17 protein-coding genes are annotated in these 18,800 nt (G+C 68.1%); 9 read left to right on the top strand and 8 right to left on the bottom strand.

The window, feature by feature from the left end:
* Positions 1–42: 42 nt before the first annotated feature.
* Entirely contained in the window at positions 43–387 is a 345-nt protein-coding gene (locus SLNSH_RS24850; RefSeq protein WP_158266714.1) for a hypothetical protein, read from the top strand.
* A gap of 60 nt (positions 388–447) precedes the next feature.
* Here SLNSH_RS24850 and SLNSH_RS07815 read toward each other — a convergent pair whose 3' ends face one another.
* Together SLNSH_RS07815 and SLNSH_RS07810 are read right to left on the bottom strand one after the other, a co-directional pair.
* A complete protein-coding gene (locus SLNSH_RS07815; RefSeq protein ID WP_106336125.1) occupies positions 448–1,929 on the bottom strand; it encodes an MDR family MFS transporter in 1,482 nt (493 codons plus the stop codon).
* Between the two features lie 215 nt (positions 1,930–2,144).
* Entirely contained in the window at positions 2,145–3,077 is a 933-nt protein-coding gene (locus SLNSH_RS07810) for a histone deacetylase family protein (RefSeq protein ID WP_106336124.1), read from the bottom strand.
* 239 nt (positions 3,078–3,316) lie between these two features.
* Here SLNSH_RS07810 and SLNSH_RS07805 point away from each other — a divergent pair, with 239 nt between their 5' ends.
* Positions 3,317–3,904, top strand: coding sequence for a L,D-transpeptidase (locus tag SLNSH_RS07805; RefSeq protein WP_106336123.1), 588 nt, complete (start codon positions 3,317–3,319; stop codon positions 3,902–3,904).
* Between the two features lie 140 nt (positions 3,905–4,044).
* Here SLNSH_RS07805 and SLNSH_RS07800 read toward each other — a convergent pair whose 3' ends face one another.
* The 3 genes from SLNSH_RS07800 to SLNSH_RS07790 all read right to left on the bottom strand — a co-directional run bounded on the left by SLNSH_RS07800 (position 4,045) and on the right by SLNSH_RS07790 (position 6,993).
* Positions 4,045–4,263, bottom strand: a complete 219-nt coding sequence (locus SLNSH_RS07800) for a hypothetical protein (RefSeq protein ID WP_106336122.1) — start codon at positions 4,261–4,263, stop codon at positions 4,045–4,047.
* A gap of 262 nt (positions 4,264–4,525) precedes the next feature.
* On the bottom strand, positions 4,526–5,905 hold the full coding sequence (locus SLNSH_RS07795) for an aspartate aminotransferase family protein (protein WP_106336121.1): 1,380 nt from the start codon (positions 5,903–5,905) through the stop codon (positions 4,526–4,528).
* A gap of 203 nt (positions 5,906–6,108) precedes the next feature.
* Complete coding sequence (locus SLNSH_RS07790; RefSeq protein WP_106336120.1) at positions 6,109–6,993, bottom strand: ATP-binding protein; 885 nt, start codon at positions 6,991–6,993, stop codon at positions 6,109–6,111.
* Between the two features lie 320 nt (positions 6,994–7,313).
* Between SLNSH_RS07790 and yajC the strand changes: the two genes are divergently transcribed.
* The 5 genes from yajC to SLNSH_RS07765 all read left to right on the top strand — a co-directional run bounded on the left by yajC (position 7,314) and on the right by SLNSH_RS07765 (position 11,633).
* Entirely contained in the window at positions 7,314–7,646 is a 333-nt protein-coding gene (yajC, locus tag SLNSH_RS07785) for a preprotein translocase subunit YajC (RefSeq protein WP_106336119.1), read from the top strand.
* Positions 7,647–7,766: 120 nt separating this feature from the next.
* Entirely contained in the window at positions 7,767–9,383 is a 1,617-nt protein-coding gene (secD, locus tag SLNSH_RS07780; protein WP_106336118.1) for a protein translocase subunit SecD, read from the top strand.
* Positions 9,384–9,398: 15 nt separating this feature from the next.
* Entirely contained in the window at positions 9,399–10,394 is a 996-nt protein-coding gene (gene secF, locus SLNSH_RS07775) for a protein translocase subunit SecF (RefSeq protein WP_106336117.1), read from the top strand.
* The gene (locus SLNSH_RS07770; protein WP_106336116.1) at positions 10,391–10,777 is read left to right on the top strand and encodes an Mth938-like domain-containing protein; all 387 of its coding nucleotides are present in this window, start codon (positions 10,391–10,393) and stop codon (positions 10,775–10,777) included. The genes secF and SLNSH_RS07770 overlap by 4 nt, the downstream gene beginning before the upstream one ends.
* Position 10,778: 1 nt before the next feature.
* Complete coding sequence (locus tag SLNSH_RS07765; protein ID WP_106336115.1) at positions 10,779–11,633, top strand: phytoene/squalene synthase family protein; 855 nt, start codon at positions 10,779–10,781, stop codon at positions 11,631–11,633.
* A gap of 33 nt (positions 11,634–11,666) precedes the next feature.
* Here the strand turns inward: SLNSH_RS07765 and trmFO are convergent, their stop codons facing one another.
* The 3 genes from trmFO to uvrA all read right to left on the bottom strand — a co-directional run bounded on the left by trmFO (position 11,667) and on the right by uvrA (position 16,880).
* Entirely contained in the window at positions 11,667–13,094 is a 1,428-nt protein-coding gene (trmFO, locus tag SLNSH_RS07760; RefSeq protein WP_106336114.1) for a methylenetetrahydrofolate--tRNA-(uracil(54)-C(5))-methyltransferase (FADH(2)-oxidizing) TrmFO, read from the bottom strand.
* A gap of 197 nt (positions 13,095–13,291) precedes the next feature.
* Positions 13,292–13,453: a DUF1127 domain-containing protein gene (locus tag SLNSH_RS07755; protein ID WP_106336113.1), complete on the bottom strand. Its 162-nt coding sequence runs from the start codon at positions 13,451–13,453 to the stop codon at positions 13,292–13,294.
* A gap of 481 nt (positions 13,454–13,934) precedes the next feature.
* Positions 13,935–16,880 carry an excinuclease ABC subunit UvrA gene (gene uvrA / locus SLNSH_RS07750; protein ID WP_106336112.1) on the bottom strand — a complete coding sequence of 982 codons (2,946 nt, stop codon included), beginning with the start codon at positions 16,878–16,880 and terminating at the stop codon, positions 13,935–13,937.
* 322 nt (positions 16,881–17,202) lie between these two features.
* Between uvrA and ssb the strand changes: the two genes are divergently transcribed.
* Both ssb and SLNSH_RS07740 read left to right on the top strand, forming a co-directional pair.
* A complete protein-coding gene (gene ssb, locus SLNSH_RS07745; protein WP_106336111.1) occupies positions 17,203–17,730 on the top strand; it encodes a single-stranded DNA-binding protein in 528 nt (175 codons plus the stop codon).
* A gap of 239 nt (positions 17,731–17,969) precedes the next feature.
* Positions 17,970–18,791: a DUF2189 domain-containing protein gene (locus SLNSH_RS07740; protein WP_106336110.1), complete on the top strand. Its 822-nt coding sequence runs from the start codon at positions 17,970–17,972 to the stop codon at positions 18,789–18,791.
* Positions 18,792–18,800 lie beyond the last annotated feature (9 nt).

Genomic DNA, 18,800 nt, shown 5'->3' with positions numbered 1-18,800 from the left:
TTGCCGGATGACGTTGGCTCCGTTCACCACGGGAGACATCGGATGCGCAAGACGATCACCATCACGGCCCTTGCCCTGGCGCTCGGCGCAATGACCGCCGCGCCCCTGGCCTACGCCCAGTCCGCGGGCGCCGGGGGAGGGGCTGGCGGCGGAGCGGCCGGGAGCGCCGGTGGAGGCGCGGCCGCGGGCGGGGCCGCTGGAGGCGGCGGCGTGAGCGGATCCGGGGCTGGCGGAATGGGCGCCGGAGCAGGCGTCGGAGGGCGCAGCGGAGCCGGCGAAACAACCGGCACGACGGTCGGCGGCAACTCTGCGAGCAGCGGCGACCAGAAGCTGCAGGGCGACCAGCGTTTTCTGCCGCCGGGCGGCAACCAGACGAAGCAGCAGTAGGCCAGGCTTACTCAGAACGACGCCCGGAGCTTCCGCCCCGGGCGTTTTCGCGTGCGCCGATCAGTCGGCGACTGGCGTCGGCGCGGCGCGTCCGCGCAGCGGCCGTTCCTCCATGACGACCAGGAACAGCAGCGCCACCGCAAGGGCTGCGGCCGCGGCCTCGAACATCGTCCGGAAGGCGGCGACGGCCGCCGGCGAATGCGGCGCGCTCTCGACGCCCGCGGCGGGGCCGTGCAGGCCGCCCACGATGCCGCCGGCGAGCAGGATGGCCCCGAAAACCGCGACCAGGAGGGACCCGCCGAGGCTTCGAAAGAAGTTCATGCTGGCGGTCGCCGTGCCGAGCTGGTGCAGCGGAACCGCGTTCTGGATGGCGACGGTGGTCACGGGCAGCAGGGTGCCGAGGCCGATGCTGATCACGGCGAAGATCACCTCCATCAGCGCGAAGGGAAGGCTCTCGCCCTCGATCGCCAGCAGCAGCGTGGCCGCTATGGCGACCACGAGCCCGCCCAGGGGCAGCCGCTTGTAGTGGACCACCTTGGCCATGGCCCGGCCCGATATGGTCGCGCCCGTCACAGTGCCGATCATCAGGGGAATCAGCGCCAGGCCTGAGTCGCTGGCCGAGAGACCTTGCACGATCTCCAGGTACACCGGCGTGTAGATGGTCAGGCCGATGAACGCGCCCATGCCGAAGCAGGCGGCCAGCGTCCCGTTGAGAACGACGCCGTTGGTGAACAGGGCCACCGGGATGAGCGGCTCGGACGCGGTCATCATCCGCAAGCCGAACGCGGCCCAGCCGACGGCGGCGGCCGCGAGCAGGCCCATGATCGGCGTGGAGGTCCAGGGGAAGCGGATGCCTCCCCAGTTCAGGGCCATCAGCAGGAGGGTCGTGGCCACGATCATCAGCACTGCGCCGAACACGTCCAGCGCATGCCGCCGGTTGTGCTGGGGCAGCCGCTTGAGCGCGCGGTTGACGCTGAGGAAGGCGAGCACGCCGAGCGGCAGGTTGATCCAGAAGATGATGGACCAGTGCAGGTGCTCGGCGAAGAAGCCGCCGAGCACGGGGCCGGCCAGGCTGGAGCTCACGAAGACGCTGGCGATATAGACCTGGTAGCGGCCCCGCTCCTTGGGGGGAACCATGTCGCCAATGATGGTCTGCGCCATGGAGATGAGTCCGCCGCCGCCCAGGCCCTGCAGGCCTCGGGCGAGGATGAGACCGAGCATGTTGGGCGCGAGCGCGCAGGCGGCCGAGCCGATCACGAACACGGTGATGCCCACCAGCATGGTCGGCCGCCGGCCGGCGATGTCGCTGACCTTGCCGTAGAGCGGGGTGATGGCCGTCGCCGTGACGAGATAGGCCGTGACGATCCAGGACAGCAACTCGGCGTCGCCGAGCTCCCGGCCAATGGTGGGCAATGCGGTGGCCACGATGGTCTGGTCCAACGCGGCCAGGAACATGGCGATAAGAATGCCGAAGATGATCCGGCGGATCTCTTCGTGGCTGAGGACGGGGCGCGTCAGCTCGGGGGCGGCGGCAACGTTCATGGCGTCGAGCAGCCTCGCACAAGCGGCCGGGCCGGATGCGGGCGGCTCCCTCTCGTAATGCGCGGGCCAAAAGGCCCGCTCGGGCGGGGGTCTCCGCGGCCAGGGGCCGCACAGGTGGAGGTGGAGCGGATGCGCGGATTGTCCACGCCTGCTTCCACCCTGTCATCTGCGCTTTGCGGGCGCCCGACCCGCGCCGGACGCTGCGGCGAGGCGCCTCAGCCGCCCCGCATCAGCGTCATGACGTGCGCCGCCGTGGAACGCGCCAGGCCCTCGAGGTCGTAGCCGCCCTCCAGGATCGACACGATCCGGCCATTGGCGAACCGGTCCGCCAGATCCATGAGCTGGGCCGTGGCCCAGCCATAGTCGGCCTCCACCAGGTTCAGGTTGGCCAGCGGATCGCGCACATGGGCGTCGAAACCCGCCGAGATAACGATCAGGTCCGGGCGGAACGCCTCGATCCGGGGCAGGATCGCGATCTCCATGGCCTCCCGGAACTCCGAGCCGCCGTCGCCCGCCCGCAGGGGCGCGTTGACGATCGTGTCGTGTTCGCCCCGCTCGTTCGCCGCGCCCGTGCCGGGATAGAGCGGCATCTCGTGCGTCGAGCAGTACATGACGCTGGGGTCGTTCCAGAAGATGTCCTGGGTGCCGTTGCCGTGGTGGACATCCCAGTCGACGACCGCGACGCGTTCGGCGCCGTGGATCTTCTGCGCGTGCCGCGCCGCGATGGCGGCGTTGTTGAAGAAGCAGAATCCCATCGCCTTGGTCTTCTCGGCGTGGTGCCCTGGCGGTCGGGACGCGGCGAAGGCGTTATTGACCTTCCCGGCCATCACCTCGTCCACCGCCAGGATGGCGCCGCCCACGCCACGGACCGCGGCCTCCCAGGTGCCGGAGGACATCGTCGTGTCCGCGTCGAGCTGGATCATGCCCTCCGTGGGCGCCGCGTCCTCGATCTCCCGGACATAATCTTCGGGATGGGCGAGGCAGAGCTGATCGAATGTCGCCGCCGGCGACGACTCACGCTGGAGCGGCTGGAAGCGCTCATGTTCAAGAATGCGTTCCACGACCCTCATGCGGTCGGGCCGCTCCGGATGGCCGAGGGGAGTCTGGTGTCGGACGAAACACGGATGTGAAATCAGCAGGGTGGACACGTCGCCTCCCGGAGCGTTTCTGGTTCCGGGCATTCTCCGCCGTCCGGACGCCCTCGTCCATCCTGCGATGAGCGGTCCCGCTGTTTGAGGCAGGTCATGGACGCCTCGCCCTCCACAGCAAACCGGTTTCACAATCGCGTGTAGTGCGGCTGCAGCATCACAGCGCAATCCGCCCGCATCTGCTAGGGCTGGCCCTCATCCGGCGCCGGGGGGCGCCCAAGATTCGGGTGGGATCTGCGATGCGGCTGACGACGTCGGTGGTCATGGTGGGGGCGGCGCTGGCGCTGGCGGGCTGCAAGTACGAGCCGGTCCCCGAGCCGTCCGTGAGCGCGAAGGACGCCGAATGGATGGCCATGGTGCCAAGCGCGGAGCTTTACCGCCCCTTCGAGCGCTACCGCATCGACGATCCCACGGGCGAGAAGCCCGGGACCATCGTGGTCGACACCAAGTCCCGCTTCCTCTACCTGGTCGAGCCCAACGGCAAGGCCATCCGCTACGGCGTGGCGGTGGGCGACGAGGCCTTCGGCTGGACCGGCGTCGCCACGATCCAGCGCAAGGCCGAGTGGCCTGACTGGAATCCCCCGGCCGAGATGGTGAAGCGCTGGCCGCACGTGCACCACACCAAGGGCGGCCCTGGCAATCCGCTGGGCGCCCGGGCTCTCTATCTGTTCGAGGGCAACAAGGACACGCTCTACCGCATCCACGGCACCAACGAGCCGGAGACGATCGGCAAGGCCGTGTCCTCCGGCTGCATCCGGATGCGCAACATCGACGTGGTCGATCTCTACAACCGCGTGCCCGTCGGCGCCCGTGTCGTGGTGAAGTGACGCGCGACCAAGGCGCGCGACTCACTGCAGGCACTCCCTCGTCACCGGGGGCGCTCGTCAGTGCTGAGCCGCCGGACGCCGGTCCGGCGACTTGCGCGAGGCCTCAGGCAAGCCGTAGCCCAGCCTGAAGGCGCGACGCCTCAGGCGACCTCGTCGTCCTTGTTCCTGAGAACCGCCGGCTCTTCCTTGGGGCAGGATTCGGCGCGCAGCGCCTCCTCCCTCTGAGACCGGCGCAACTGCGCCGTGGCGGCGGCGACCGCCTGGATTCCGATCGGCGAATAGAACGCGATGTCAGGAGGGCGGCGCGATGTGCTGGAAGTTTGCCCGCCCGAAGCGGCCTTGTGAGCTGCTGTGACCATGGGATCCTCGTGTGCCATTCCCGTCCCGCGGCCTTGCCGTCCAGGACGAATCCTCCCTAGCGCGGCTTTTGAGCCGGCCGGTGGCGACCGTATGGAGGAAGTTTGGCTTCCGTCATCGGTCGGACCAATCGTCACCGATTGACGGTGGCATGGTAAACGAACGGCTAAGGTCGGACCTGATCTCGCGCAGTGCGGCTGCGCACAGAAACGCCCTCCCCACCGGAGGCGGGGAGGGCGCTGGGCGTGGTCGGATGCGTCTAGGTCAGGCGTCGCGCAGGCCAGCCTGGCGGACATGATCCTCCAGCCGGTCGAGCGCACGGGTGAGCTTGGCGAACATCTCGTCCACCTCGTCCTGCTTGATGATCAGGGGCGGGCAGACCGCGACCGTGTCGGCCAGGTTGCGGACGATGAGCCCTTCCTCCTGGCACAGGCTGGTCGCCTTGGCCCCGACCGTCTTCTTGGCGTCGAACGCGCGCTTGGTGGCCTTGTCGGCCACGAGCTCGATGCCGGCCACGAGGCCCTTGCCGCGCACTTCGCCGACCAGAGGGTGCTGCCGAAGCGTGTCCAGGTGCTTCCAGAAGCCCGGGAGCAGCGACTGCACGTGCCCGATGATGTTGTCGCGCTGGTAGATCTCGATCGTCTTCACGCCGAGCGCCATGCCGACCGGGTGACCCGCATAGGTATTGCCGTGGCCGAAGGTGCCGATCTTGCGGCTCTCGTCCACCATAGCGGCGTAGATCTTCTCCGGGATCATCACCGCCGAGACGGGGAAGTAGGCGGACGTGATCGCCTTGGCGCAGGACATGGTGTCGGGACGCATGCCCATGGCCTCGGAGCCGAACATGGTTCCGAGCCGCCCGAAGCCCGTGATCACCTCGTCGGCGATGAACAGGACGTCATACTTGTCCAGGACCTTCTGGATCTTCTCGTAGTAGCCCGCCGGGGGCGTCGTGACGCCGCCGGCGCCGCCCACCGGCTCGGCGATGAAGGCCGCCACGGTCTCCGGTCCCTCGCGCAGGATCAGCTCCTCGAGCTCATCCGCGCAGCGGGTCGCGAACTCCTCCTCCGTCTCGCCGTCTTTGCCGAAGCGGTAGTAGTGCGGGCAGGAGGTGTGGAGGATGTTCTTGATGGGCAGGTCGAAGTCGGTGTGGTTCGCCGGCAGGCCGGTGAGCGAGGCCGAGGCCACCGTCACGCCGTGGTAGCCCTTGATCCGCGCGATGATCTTCTTCTTCTGCGGCCGGCCGATGGCGTTGTTGTAGTACCACATCAGCTTGACCTGGGTGTCGTTGGCGTCGGAGCCCGACGCCCCGAACAACACCTTCGAGACCGGCATGGGCGCGATCTCCTTCAGCTTCTCCGCGAGCTCGATGGCCGGGTCGTGGCTCTTGCCGCCGAAGATGTGGGTGAACGGCAGCTTCGCCATCTGCTCGCGCGCGGTCTCGACCAACTCCTCGTTGCTGTAGCCGAGCGACGTGCACCACAGCCCCGCCATGCCTTCGATATAGGCCTTGCCGTCGGTGTCGTAGACCCAAACGCCCTTGCCGTTTTCCAGAACCAGCGGGCCCGCTTCGCGAAAGCTCGCCAGGTTGGTGTAGGGGTGGATCAGGGTTTCGACGTCGCGCGTCTGCAGGTTCGTCAGCATGGCTCTTGTCACCGGTCAGGGTCAGGTGGCGGGCATCTTGAGGAGGTGGCCGGAACCCGTCAAAGACATTCGAACGGGCGAATGGCAGGCATGAGCCCAGCGGTGGGCGCCTGAACCGCACTCATGGGGTGAGCGGAGACGGCCGCAAGGTCCCGACGTCATCCCGGCCGGGGCGGCGAAGCTGAGAAGGGGATCCGGAGGCCTTACCCCAGCCGCTGCTCCAGCCGGCCGGCCAAATCCTGGATGAACTGCCAGGCCGTTCGGCCGGAGCGCGACGCCCGGGTGATGGACCACTCCAGGGCGTCGTGGTGCATGGCGTCCTTGTCTTCCACCCGAAGGCCGAAGTGCTCCGCGTAGCCATCCACCATGGCCAGGAACTCGTCCTGGCTGCACTTGTGGAAGCCGAGCCACAGGCCGAATCGGTCGGACAGCGAGACCTTCTCCTCCACGGCCTCGCCCGGGTTGATGGCCGTGGACCGCTCGTTCTCCATCATGTCGCGCGGCAGCAGGTGGCGCCGGTTGGACGTCGCATAGAACAGTACGTTCTCCGGCCGCCCCTCGATGCCGCCCTCCAGCACCGCCTTCAGCGACTTATAGGAGGTATCGTCCCCGTCGAAGGACAGGTCGTCGCAGAACACCACGAAGCGGAATGGCGCGCCGCGCACCATCTCCATGAGCACCGGCAGGGTGTCGATGTCCTCGCGGTGAATTTCGACCAGCTTCAGCGCCGCCTGGCCGGCCGGCCGATCAGCATTCACGGCGGCGTGCGCGGCTTTCACCAGCGACGACTTGCCCATGCCCCGAGCGCCCCACAGCAGGGCGTTGTTGGCCGGCAAGCCCCTGGCGAAGCGGACGGTGTTGTCGAGCAGGATGTCGCGGGCGCGGTCGATTCCCTTGAGCAGCACGAGTTCGACCCGGTTGACCTTCGGCACGGGCGCGAGCCCGGCCGGGGAGGGGCGCCATACGAACGCGTCCGCCGCGCCGAAATCGGGGTTTTCCGGCCGGGGCGGGGCCAGCCGCTCGAGGGCGTCGGCGATGCGGGCCAGGACGGAAAGGTCGGCGTCGGACGAGGGATGGGCGGCGGACATGGCGGCCTTCTTGAGGTTTAAGCGCGCGGCCTGCTTAGCGAAGTCCCCCCTTCGTGTCACGCCGCGGCGGCTCTTCTGGCGGCTCCCTCGCCGTTTCTCGTCACCTCGAGGAGCAGAGCGGCGAGGCGATCCAGAAGGGCGGGGCCGATCAGGCTCCTCCTGATTTGCTTCGCTACTCACGCAAGAACGGGGAAGAAGCGTCTCGGCCAAGGCCTCTCGCATTGCTTTCCGTGGGGCCGCGGCTATAGTCCGCGCCACTTTTTCCGGCTCCCCCCGCTCCAGCGGGATGCGGGGCCTTTCCTCGTGCGGAGGTTCTCCCCGTGATCACGCCCGCTTTCGCCCAGACCGCCGGCGCCACGCCTGGTGGCATGGACATGATTGTTCAGCTCGCGCCGTTCCTGCTGATCTTCGTGATCATGTACTTCCTCATCATCCGCCCGCAGCAGCGCCGCGCCAAGGAGCACCAGGACCTGCTGAAGAACGTTCGCCGCGGCGACACCGTGGTGCTGAACGGCGGCATCATCGGTCGCGTCACCAAGGCCGGCGACGACCCGGAGATGGAGATCGAGATCGCCGAGGGCGTGCGCGTTCGCGCCGTGAAGTCGATGATCGCGGAGGTCCGCGCCAAGGGCGAGCCCGTCAAGGCTGCCTGATTCTGCGCGCTGTCGTCGCGATCGCGCCGATTTTTTGGACATAAGGTGGCGCCGGCGCGCCGGAGTGATTAGCTCCGCTGAACGCGCGCCTTCGCCGCCCAGGAACAACGACCGGACACGATGCTCCGCTTCTCACGACTGAAGACCTTCGGGGTCATCCTCATCGCCGTGCTGGGCGTGCTTTTCGCAATGCCGAGCCTCCTGTCGGAGGGGACGCGCAAGAGCATCGAGCAGTCCATCCCAGGCTTCCTGCCGCGCTGGATCGTGCCCCACCAGGCCATCGTGCTGGGGCTCGACCTGCAGGGCGGCTCGCACGTGCTGCTGGAGGTGGACACCCAGGCGGTGCTGCGCGGCCAGGTGAACACCCTGCGCGACGACGTCCGTCGCCTCCTGCGTGAGGAGAAGATCTCGCTGGCCGGCGGCATCGGCGTCCAGGCGCGCGGCGTCACCGTCCGCGTGGCCGACCAGGCGGAGCGCCAGCGCCTTCTGCCCCGGCTCAACGAACTGGCGCAGCCGGTTGGCGGCATTGGCGGGCTCGGCGCCGGCGGCCAGCGGAGCATCGACATCTCCGAGCAGCCGGACGGCCTCATCACCATGACGGTCACGGACGCCGGCGTGAACGAGCGGGTCCGAAAGGCGATCACCCAGGCCATCGAGGTGCTGCGCCGCCGCGTCGACGCGCTGGGCACCACGGAGCCGAACATCCAGGCCCAGGGCCAGGACCGCATCCTCGTCCAGGTGCCGGGCCTGCAGGACCCGCGCAAGTTGAAGGAGATCCTGGGCACCACCGCCCAGCTCGAGTTCCGCCTCGTGGCCGATCCCGGCACCCCGCCGGGCGACGTCGAGCAGCTGTCCTCACAGGAAGAGGGCGGCGGCACGATCCCGGTCGAGAAGCGCGTCATGGTGCAGGGCGAGGATCTCATCGACGCCCAGCCCGGCTTCGACCAGCGGACCGGCGAGCCGATCGTGAACTTCAAGTTCAACATCCGCGGCGCCCAGCGCTTCGGCCAGGTGACGACCGAGAACGTCGGCCGGCCCTTCGCCATCGTGCTGGACAAGAAGGTGATCTCCGCGCCGCGGATCCTGCAGCCGATCACCGGCGGGCAGGGCCAGATCTCCGGCCGCTTCACGGTCGAGGCGGCGAACAACCTCGCCATCCTGTTGCGCGCCGGCGCCCTGCCGGCCCCGCTCACCATCGTGGAGGAGCGGACGGTCGGCCCAGGTCTCGGCCAGGACTCCATCGACGCCGGCAAGAAGGCCTCCTACGTCGCCACCGTGCTCGTCGTCGGCTTCATGTTCGTGAGCTACGGCCTGTTCGGCCTGTTCGCCAACATCGCCCTGGCCGTGCACGTCATCCTGATCTTCGCCCTGATGTCTCTCCTCGGCTCGACGCTGACATTGCCCGGCATCGCAGGCATCGTCCTCACGATCGGCACGGCCGTGGACTCCAACGTTCTGATCTACGAGCGCATCCGCGAGGAGGCGAGGGCGGGCAGGTCCATGATCTCGTCCCTGGAAGCGGGCTTCCAGCGCGCCTTCGCCACGATCATCGACTCCAACGTCACCATGTTCATCGCCGCCACGATTCTCTTCTTCCTGGGCTCCGGCCCGGTGAAGGGCTTCGCCGTGACCCTCATCCTCGGCATCGTCACGACCGTCGTCACGGCCGTGACGATGACCCGCATGATGATCGCCCTGTGGTACCGCTCGGCCAAGCCGACCCGGCTGCCGTTCTGATCGCAGGAGGAAACCATGAAGCTTCTGCGCATCATTCCGGACGACACCAAGTTCCCGTTCATGAGCTTCCGGCGGGTGAGCTTCCCGTTCTCGGCGGCTCTCTCGGTCATCGCCGTGCTCTGCTTCTTCTTCGTGAGCATGAACTTCGGCATCGACTTCACCGGCGGCACGCTCATCGAGATGCAGTCGAAGGCCGGCAAGACCGATATCGCGCAGGTGCGCGAGACGGCCTCCGGCCTGAACGTCGGCGAGGTCGAGGTCCAGGAGTTCGGGGAGAAGGGCGACGTCTCCATCCGCTTTGGTCTCCAGCCCGGCGCCAGCCAGCAGGAGCGCGAGAAGGCGCAGCAGGAAGCCCAGGCGCGCGTCCGCGCCGCCTTCGAGAAGGACTTCGACTTCCGCCGCGTCGAGGTGGTCGGCCCCCGCGTCTCGGGCGAATTGGTGCAGTCCGGCACGCTCGGCGTCGTGCTCTCCATCGTAGGCGTGCTGATCTATCTCTGGTTCCGCTTCGAGTGGGAATTCGCCGCCGGCGCGGTGATCGCCACCTTGCACGACCTGGTGCTCACCATCGGCTTCTTCGCGATCACCCAGATCGAGTTCAACATGACCTCGATCGCGGCGATCCTCACCATCGTGGGCTATTCGCTGAACGACACGGTCGTGGTGTTCGACCGAATCCGGGAGCTGCTGCGGCGCTACAAGAAGATGCCGATCGACCAGCTGCTGGACATCGCCATCAACTCCACGCTGTCGCGCACGATCATGACCTCCGTCACGACCACGCTGGCTCTTCTGGCCCTGGTGCTGTTCGGCGGGCAGGTGATCTCCAGCTTCTCGTGGGCGATGATCTTCGGCGTGGTGATCGGCACCTATTCGTCCATCTTCATCGCCGCCCCGGTGCTGATCTACCTGGGCCTGAAGGTGGGTTCCGAGCAGGCTGCGACCGCTGAGGTCGAGGCCAAGCCGGCTCCCAAGCGGGTTCGCGGCGCAGCCGCCCAGCGGCCCGCGCAATGAGCGAGGGCGCCCGATACCAGGGCTTCGTCCCCGGGCGCCACCTCATCGACGCCTACGGCGCCGGCGGTTTCCGCTTCGCCGACATGTCCCATCGCGGCTCCATCCTGGCGCTGCCCTCCGGGATCCGCGCCTGGAGCGTCACGAGCCCGGCTGAGTTCACCACGAGCGCCTTCGAGCCGGTCTTCGCCGAAGAGGAGCCGCCCGAGGTGCTGCTGATCGGCTGCGGCGTCGACATCGCCGCGCTGCCGGAACGCACCCGCTGGCGCTTCAAGGAGGCTCGCATCCGCATCGACGTGATGCAGACGGGCGCGGCGGCTCGGACCTACAACATCATGCTGGCCGAGAACCGCAGCGTCGGCGCCGCGCTGATCGCGGTGTCGTGAGATGAGCGCCGATGCCCCTGGCGAGGGCGGCGACTACGTCACGGACCTCGTGCGCCAGCACGACCGCGACCGCTATCTCTCGACGCTCTTCGCCCCGGAAGACAAGCGTCCGGCGCTCTTCGCCCTTTATGCGTTCAACGTCGAGGTGAGCCGGGTCCGCGAGATCGTCTCCGAGCCGCTGCCCGGCGAGATGCGTCTTCAATACTGGCGCGACCTGCTCCATGGCGACGCCATGGCGTTCAGCGGTCACCCTGTCGCGGAGGCGCTGGCCCGCGCCATCGCGCGCTACAACTGGCCACGGAAGGCGCTCCTCGACCTCATCGAAGCCCGCACCTTCGATCTCTACGACGACCCGATGCCCTCCGTCGCCGACCTGGAGGGCTATGCCGGCGAGACCTCTTCGGCCCTGATGCGCCTGGCGAGCCTGGCGCTGGCTGACGGCGCAGACCCCGGCGGCTCGGACGCGGTTGGCCACGCCGGCGTGGCCTACGCGCTGGCCGGCATTCTGCGCGCCTTGCCCTGGGCGGTGGGCCGCGGGCAGGTGTTCCTTCCGGTGGACCTGATGAACCGCCACGGCCTCACCCGCGAGAGCCTGCTGGCTCGCCAGGTCGGCGAACCGTTGCGCGCCGTGCTTGCGGACGTGAGGGCGCTTGCCCGCAGCCACATGGACGCGGCACGGCGTGCGGCGGAGAGCGCCCCGCCTGCCGTTCGCATGGCCATGACCCCGGCCGCCTTGGTGGAGCCCTACCTGGCTGCCTCCGAGCGCGCCGCCTCCGATCCGTTCCGAATGGCCGTGGACATCTCGCCACTCAGGCGAATCTGGACGCTCTGGCGGGCTTCGCGCCAGGCGCGCTGAAAGTTCGAAGCCCTGGCCGCCCGGGCCGGCGGATCACTCCGCCGCCACGCGGCCGCCCTCCTGCGCCGCCGCCCAGGTCTCCATGGCGACGCGCGCGCGGTCCGTGATGGCCATCTTGCGGGCGATCGCCTTGGCCGTGCCCTTCAGCTTCTTGCCGTCTTCGCCCTTGGGCGCCTCGGTCAGCGGGGGAAACAGCCCGAAATTGACGTTCATGGGCTGGAAGGAGCGCGGGCCCTCGTCGATGGTGGCGATGTGCCCGCCGGTGATGTGGTTCAGCAGCGCCCCCATGGCGGTGTCCGCCGGGGGCGGCGTCAGCGGCGACCCGAGCCGCTCCGCGGCGGCGAGCCGCCCGGCCAGCAGGCCCATGGCGGCGCTCTCCACATAGCCCTCGCAGCCGGTGATCTGCCCGGCGAAGCGCAGGCGCGGCTGGGCCTTGAGCCGCAGCGCCGGGTCCAGCACCACGGGGGAGTTCAGGTAGGTGTTGCGGTGCAGGCCGCCGAGGCGTGCGAACTCGGCGTTCTCCAGCCCCGGGATGGTGCGGAACAGCTCGACCTGGGCGCCGTGCTTCAGCTTCGTCTGGAAGCCGACCATGTTGTAGAGCGTGCCCAGGGCGTTGTCCTGGCGCAGCTGAACGATTGCGTAGCTCTTGGCCGCGGGCCCCTCCTTGTGCGGGTTCGTCAGGCCGAAGGGCTTCATCGGCCCATGCCGCAGCGTCTCCCGTCCGCGCTCGGCCATGACCTCGATCGGCAGGCAGCCGTCGAAATAGGGCGTGTTCAGCTCCCAGCCCTTGAAGGACGTCTTTTCGCCCGCCAGCAGGCCGTCCACGAAGGCCTCGTACTGCTCCCGGGTCATGGGGCAATTGATGTAGTCGGCCCCCGTGCCGCCCGGGCCGGCCTTGTCGTAGCGGGACTGGAACCACGCCACGTCCATGTCGATGCTGTCGCGGTGCACGATGGGCGCGATGGCGTCGAAGAAGGCGAGCGAGGTCTCGCCCGTGAGCTGCAGGATCGCCTCGGCCAGCGCCGGAGAGGTGAGGGGGCCCGTCGCGACGATCACCGAATCCCACTCGGCCGGCGGGAGCCCGGCGATCTCGCCGCGCTCGATCGTCACAAGCGGATGGGCGTCGAGCGCCTGGGTGACCGCCGCCGAAAAGGCGTCGCGGTCGACCGCCAGGGCGCCCCCGGCCGGCACCTGGTTGGCGTCGCCGCAGCGCATGACCAGCGAGCCGAGCCGCCGCATTTCCGCGTGCAGCAGCCCGACCGCGTTGGTGCGCGCGTCGTCGGACCGGAAGGAATTGGAGCAGACGAGTTCGGCCAGGCCGTCCGTCTTGTGGGCGTCGGTGCCGCGCACCGGCCGCATCTCGTGCAGCACCACGGGGACGCCGGCGTTGGCGATCTGCCAGGCGGCCTCGGACCCGGCGAGGCCGCCGCCGATGACGTGAATAGGAGAGAGCTTGCTCATGCGGCGGAACCTAGGGGCGGAGAGCCGCACACGCAACGGCCCGCATGGCGCCCCGGCCCACAAACGCAAAACGCCCGCCGGGAGGCGGGCGCCTGCGCTCGGGAGCGGCCTGGGAGGGGATCGGCCAGCTCCGGGAGAGCTCGGACGCAGGATCTGCGGCGGAAGGGAGGTTTCGCCGACGATCCTGCGGAGGAGGCTTACGCCTTGACGGCGTGCTTCTTGGCGATGAAGCGGATGTCGCCACGGGCGATACCGAGATCGCTCAGATCGCGGTCGGTGAGCTGGGACAGCTCACGCACCGTGGTGCGATAACGGGCCCAGTTGCGGAGGCGCTTGGAAATGGTGTTGACGGTCAGCATGACGGACTCCTGTGCGGTGCGGTAAGACGCTGGGCAGTCAGGAGAATTGCGTAGTCCTGGCGGCGCTTCGCGTCAGCGATTTGCTGCACCGCATATACGTCCGCGCCCCATGCGCTGCCAGCGGGGCTGCAACATGCCGGACCCTCTGTCAATGCATAGCAGCGGGAGGATTTGTTAAGAGATGCGCGAATCGTGCATGGCATAAAAGTAGCGCTTAAGCCGAAAATGCGGGCACGGCCCGGCGAAAAATTCGAAAAAACCGTTCCAACGCGCTAGAAAGGTGCGCAGGGGCCGCTGAAGTGCGGGAGAACACTAGCCCGTGCGTGCCTCCTGAAAAGGCAAACGGCGCCTCAGGTCGGTGAACCTGAAGCGCCGCTTGCTTCGCATCATGCTGAACAAATGCTTGCAGCTGGCGCATGCCGGCGCTGCGAGCCGAATTCGAGCGCCGGCTGTCCGCCAGGAGCGGCCCCGCGCGTCAGAGCTATTCCGCCGCCTGGCGCTTGGCTGCCTTGAGCGGGCGGCGCGCAAGCACTTCCTTGAGGAAGCGGCCTGTATGGCTCGCTTCGACCTTGACGATGTCCTCGGGCCGCCCCTGGGCCACGATGGTCCCGCCGCCATCGCCCCCCTCCGGGCCCATGTCGATGACCCAGTCCGCCGTCTTGATGACCTCGAGGTTGTGCTCGATGACCACCACGGTGTTGCCTTGGTCCACGAGCTCGTGCAGCACCTCGAGCAGCTTGGCCACGTCGTGGAAATGAAGACCGGTCGTCGGCTCATCCAGGATGTAGAGGGTGCGCCCGGTGGAGCGGCGTGACAGCTCCTTCGACAGCTTCACGCGCTGGGCCTCGCCGCCCGACAGCGTGGTCGCCTGCTGGCCGACCTTGACGTAGTCGAGCCCGACGCGCGCCAGCGTCTCCATCTTGTCCCGGATGGACGGCACGGCCTTGAACAGTTCGCCGGCCTCCTCGACGGTCATGTCCAGCACGTCGGCGATGGACTTCTCGCGGTACTTCACCTCGAGCGTCTCGCGGTCGTAGCGCTTGCCCTTGCAGACGTCGCAGGTGACGTAGACGTCCGGCAGGAAGTGCATCTCGATCTTGATGACGCCGTCGCCCTGGCAAGCCTCGCAGCGCCCGCCCTTGACGTTGAACGAGAAGCGCCCGGCCTGGTAGCCGCGCGCCTTGGCCTCCGGCAGGGCGGCGAACCACTCGCGGATGGGCGTGAAGGCGCCCGTGTAGGTGGCAGGGTTCGACCGCGGCGTGCGCCCGATCGGCGATTGGTCGATGTCGATCACCTTGTCCAGGTGCTCCAGGCCCTCGATGGTGTCGAAGGGAGCCGGGTGCTCCAGCGCGCCATTGAGCCGACGAGCGACGGCCTTGTAGAGCGTGTCGATCACGAGCGTGGACTTGCCCCCGCCGGACACGCCAGTGACGCAGGTGAAGGTGCCCAGCGGGATCTCGGCCGTCACGTCCTTGAGGTTGTTGCCCCGCGCTCCCGTGATCTTCAGGGTGCGCCCCTTCTGCGGCTTGCGCCGCTTGGGTGGCACGGGGACGGCGAGTTCGCCCGTCAGGTACTTGCCCGTAAGCGAGTTCTTGTCCGCCAGCACCTCCTTCGGCGTTCCCTGGCTGACGATCTGGCCGCCATGGATCCCGGCGCCGGGGCCCACGTCGACCACGTAGTCCGCCTGCAGAATGGCGTCCTCGTCGTGCTCCACCACGATGACGCTGTTGCCGAGGTCGCGCAGGCGCTTCAGCGTCTGCAGCAGCCGCTCGTTGTCGCGCTGGTGCAGGCCGATGGATGGCTCGTCGAGCACATAAAGAACGCCGGTCAGCCCGGAGCCGATCTGCGACGCAAGGCGGATGCGCTGGCTCTCGCCGCCGGACAGAGTGCCGGACGCGCGCGCCAGGGTCAGGTATTCGAGGCCGACATCCAGCAGGAAGGTGAGCCGCTCGCGGATCTCCTTCAGGATGCGCCCTGCGATCTCCGCCTGCTTGTCGTTGAGCGTCTCGGGCAGGGCGCCGAACCAGCCATGCGCATCCCGCACCGAGAGACGGGAGATCTCGCCGATGTGCTGCCCATCGAGCTTGACGGCGAGCGCCTCCGGCTTCAGCCGGTAGCCGTTGCAGGCCGCGCAAGGCGTCTCGGACATGAAGCGGGAGATCTCGTCGCGCGCCCAGTCGCTCTCGGTCTCCTTGTAGCGCCGCTCCATGTTGCGCACGACGCCCTCGAAGGGCTTGCGCACCTCGTAGGCGCGGAGGCCGTCGTCATAGGCGAAGCGGACGCTCTCCGACCCTGTCCCGTAGAGGATGACGTCCTTGGCCTTCTGCGGCAGGTCCTTCCACTTGGTCGTAAGCTTGAAGCCGTAGTGATCGGCCAGCGACGCCAGGGTCTGGCCGTAGTATGGCGAAGTGGACTTGGCCCAAGGCGCGATGGCCCCGCCGCGCAGCGTCACCGTTTCGTCCGGCACGATCAGCATGGGATCGACCGCCATCTCGTGGCCGATGCCGTCGCAGGTGGGGCAGGCGCCGAACGGGTTGTTGAACGAGAACAGTCGCGGCTCGATCTCCGGGATCGTGAAGCCGGACACCGGGCACGCGAACTTGGACGAGAAGATCAGCCGCCTGGGCTCGCCCTTGTCGTCCTTCTCGTCCGCGAACTCCATGACGGCGATGCCGTCGGCGAGCTCCAGCGCCGTTTCGAAGCTCTCGGCGAGGCGCGAGGCGATATCAGGCCGCACCACCAGGCGGTCCACCACCACGTCGATGTCGTGCTTGAACTTCTTGTCCAGCGCCGGCGCGTCGGCGATCTCGTGGAACTCGCCGTCGATCTTCACGCGCTGGAAGCCGCGCTTCAGGAAGTCGGCCAGCTCCTTGCGGTACTCGCCCTTGCGGCCGCGCACCACGGGCGCAAGGAGGTAGAGGCGCGTCTTCTCCGGCAGGGCCAGCACCCGGTCCACCATCTGGGACACGGTCTGGCTCTCGATCGGCAAACCGGTGGCGGGCGAGATCGGCACGCCCACGCGCGCCCAGAGCAGGCGCATGTAGTCGTAGATCTCGGTCACCGTGCCCACCGTGGAGCGCGGGTTCTTGGATGTCGTCTTCTGCTCGATGGAGATGGCGGGCGAGAGGCCGTCGATCTGGTCGACGTCCGGCTTCTGCATCATCTCCAGGAACTGGCGGGCGTAGGCCGACAGGCTCTCGACGTAGCGCCTCTGCCCCTCCGCGTAGATCGTGTCGAAGGCGAGGGAGGACTTGCCCGAGCCGGAGAGGCCCGTGAACACCACGAGCTTGTCCCGCGGAATCGTCAGGTCGACGTTCTTGAGATTGTGCTCGCGCGCGCCGCGGATGGCGATGACCCGCTGGTCCGGCCCCGCCCCCCTGGCGCGCTGCTCGCGGGCGCGGTCGAACATCTCGTCAATGGCGGCCATGCGGAAACCCTGATTCAGCAAAACACGCGCCGCCCGGGCCGAGCGCCCGACGCCAACCGCGATCCATGGAAGTCTGAACGCCACATGTAGTGCGCCCGGGCCCGAAACGACAGGGTCCGGTGGAACCCGGATCACGTCAGCCCCCGTGCAGCGGCCGCACTTGAGTCTGTAAACCGAACCTGCTAGGAACACAACAGGAACAAAGCCGCTTTAGCTTTCAATCGCGCTTCGGCGGCTCCGGTGTGGATAAGCCTTCCGGTCGTGGCGTTCCCCGGCCGCCGATGGTTTAAGGTCGCGCCAAATCGGAACGAGGAGCACCCCAATGGCGGGCAGCGTCAACAAGGTCATTTTGGTCGGCAACCTGGGGCGCGACCCTGAGGTCCGCCGGCTCAACTCGGGCGAGCCCGTCGTCAATTTCAGCGTCGCCACATCCGAGACCTGGCGCGACAAGGCTTCCGGCGAGCGCAAGGAGCGCACCGAGTGGCACAACGTCGTGATCTTCAACGAGAACCTCGCCAAGATCGCCGAGCAGTACCTAAAGAAGGGCTCCAAGGTGTATCTCGAGGGCCAGCTCCAGAACCGCAAATACACGGACAAAAATGGCGCCGAGCGCACGGCCACTGAGGTCGTGCTCCAGCGTTTTCGCGGCGAACTGACCCTGCTCGACGGCCGTGGCGGCGGCGGCGGTGGCGGCATGGGTGACGATGAAGGCTATGGCGGCTCCTCGGGCGGCTATGGCGGCGGCGGAAGCCGTGGCGGCGATTTCGGCAGGTCCTCCCCCATGGAGCGCCGCCCGGCGCCGTCCGGCGGCGGGCGCTCGACCGATCTCGACGACGACATCCCGTTCTAAGGCGGGCGAGGGGGCGCTCGCTCGCGCCTGAGCGGGTGACCGGCCGAGCCGGAACGTTCGGAGCTCAGCGACGCGCCGGGACATGGGGCGCCTGACCTGGCCTCCTCCGGAACGGGTGGACCCCGGCTTGATCCGGCCGCCCGTTCTGGCATGCTCCTCCCATCGGCGCGGGTTTCCCCCGGCGCGCGCCGGTCAAGACGAGGCCGGACCGCGCAAAGCGGCCGCTTTGGGGGAGCGCCATGACAGACGCCGATAGGGCGACCGATCTTCATTCGATTCCCGGGCCGGGCGCGGAGCGCAGGCCCGAACCGCAGGTCCGGCGCATCGCTTTCTCGGACATCGGCGAGGCGCTCGCCCAGGGTGTCCGCGACTTCCAGGCGGCGCCGCTCTACGGCCTCTTCTTCGGCGGCATTTACGCCGTCGGCGGGATGGTGATGGTGCTGGCGGCCCTGTCCTGGGGCATGGGCTATCTCGTCTATCCCCTGGCTGCCGGCTTTTCGCTGATCGGCCCCTTCGTGGCCGTCGGCCTCTATGAAGTCTCGCGGCGCCGCGAGGCGGGCCTGCCGCTGGCATGGGGCCCCATCCTGGGCGTGGTCTTCGCCCAGAGCCGGCGCGAGCTCGGCTGGATGGCCTTCGTCACGCTCTTCATCTTCATGATGTGGATGTACCAGATCAGGCTGCTCATCGCCCTGTTCTTCGGCTTCCAGACCTTCGCCATGGAGGAGTTCGTCCATGTGCTGCTGACCACCCCCGAGGGGTGGCTGTTTCTCGCCATTGGCCATGTCGACGGCGCCGTCCTGTCCGCGATCCTGTTCTCCCTGACGGCAGTGTCCTTCCCCCTGCTGCTGGACCGCGACGTCGACTTCATCACGGCGATGATCACCAGCGTGCGGGCGGTCACGACCAGCCCCGGCCCCATGCTCGCCTGGGCGGCGATCGTGGTGATCCTGCTGGTCGCGGCTTCGGCGCCCTTCTTCCTTGGGCTGTTCCTGGTCCTGCCGATCCTGGGCCACGCGACCTGGCGGCTCTACCGCCGGATTATCGTGCCGGAACCGACCTGAAGGGCGCAG

The organism is Alsobacter soli, assembly GCF_003004785.1.
Classification (GTDB): domain Bacteria; phylum Pseudomonadota; class Alphaproteobacteria; order Rhizobiales; family Beijerinckiaceae; genus Alsobacter; species Alsobacter soli.
The sequence above is the reverse complement of the archived record's forward strand: the minus strand, read 5'-3'. Positions and strand labels throughout refer to the sequence as shown.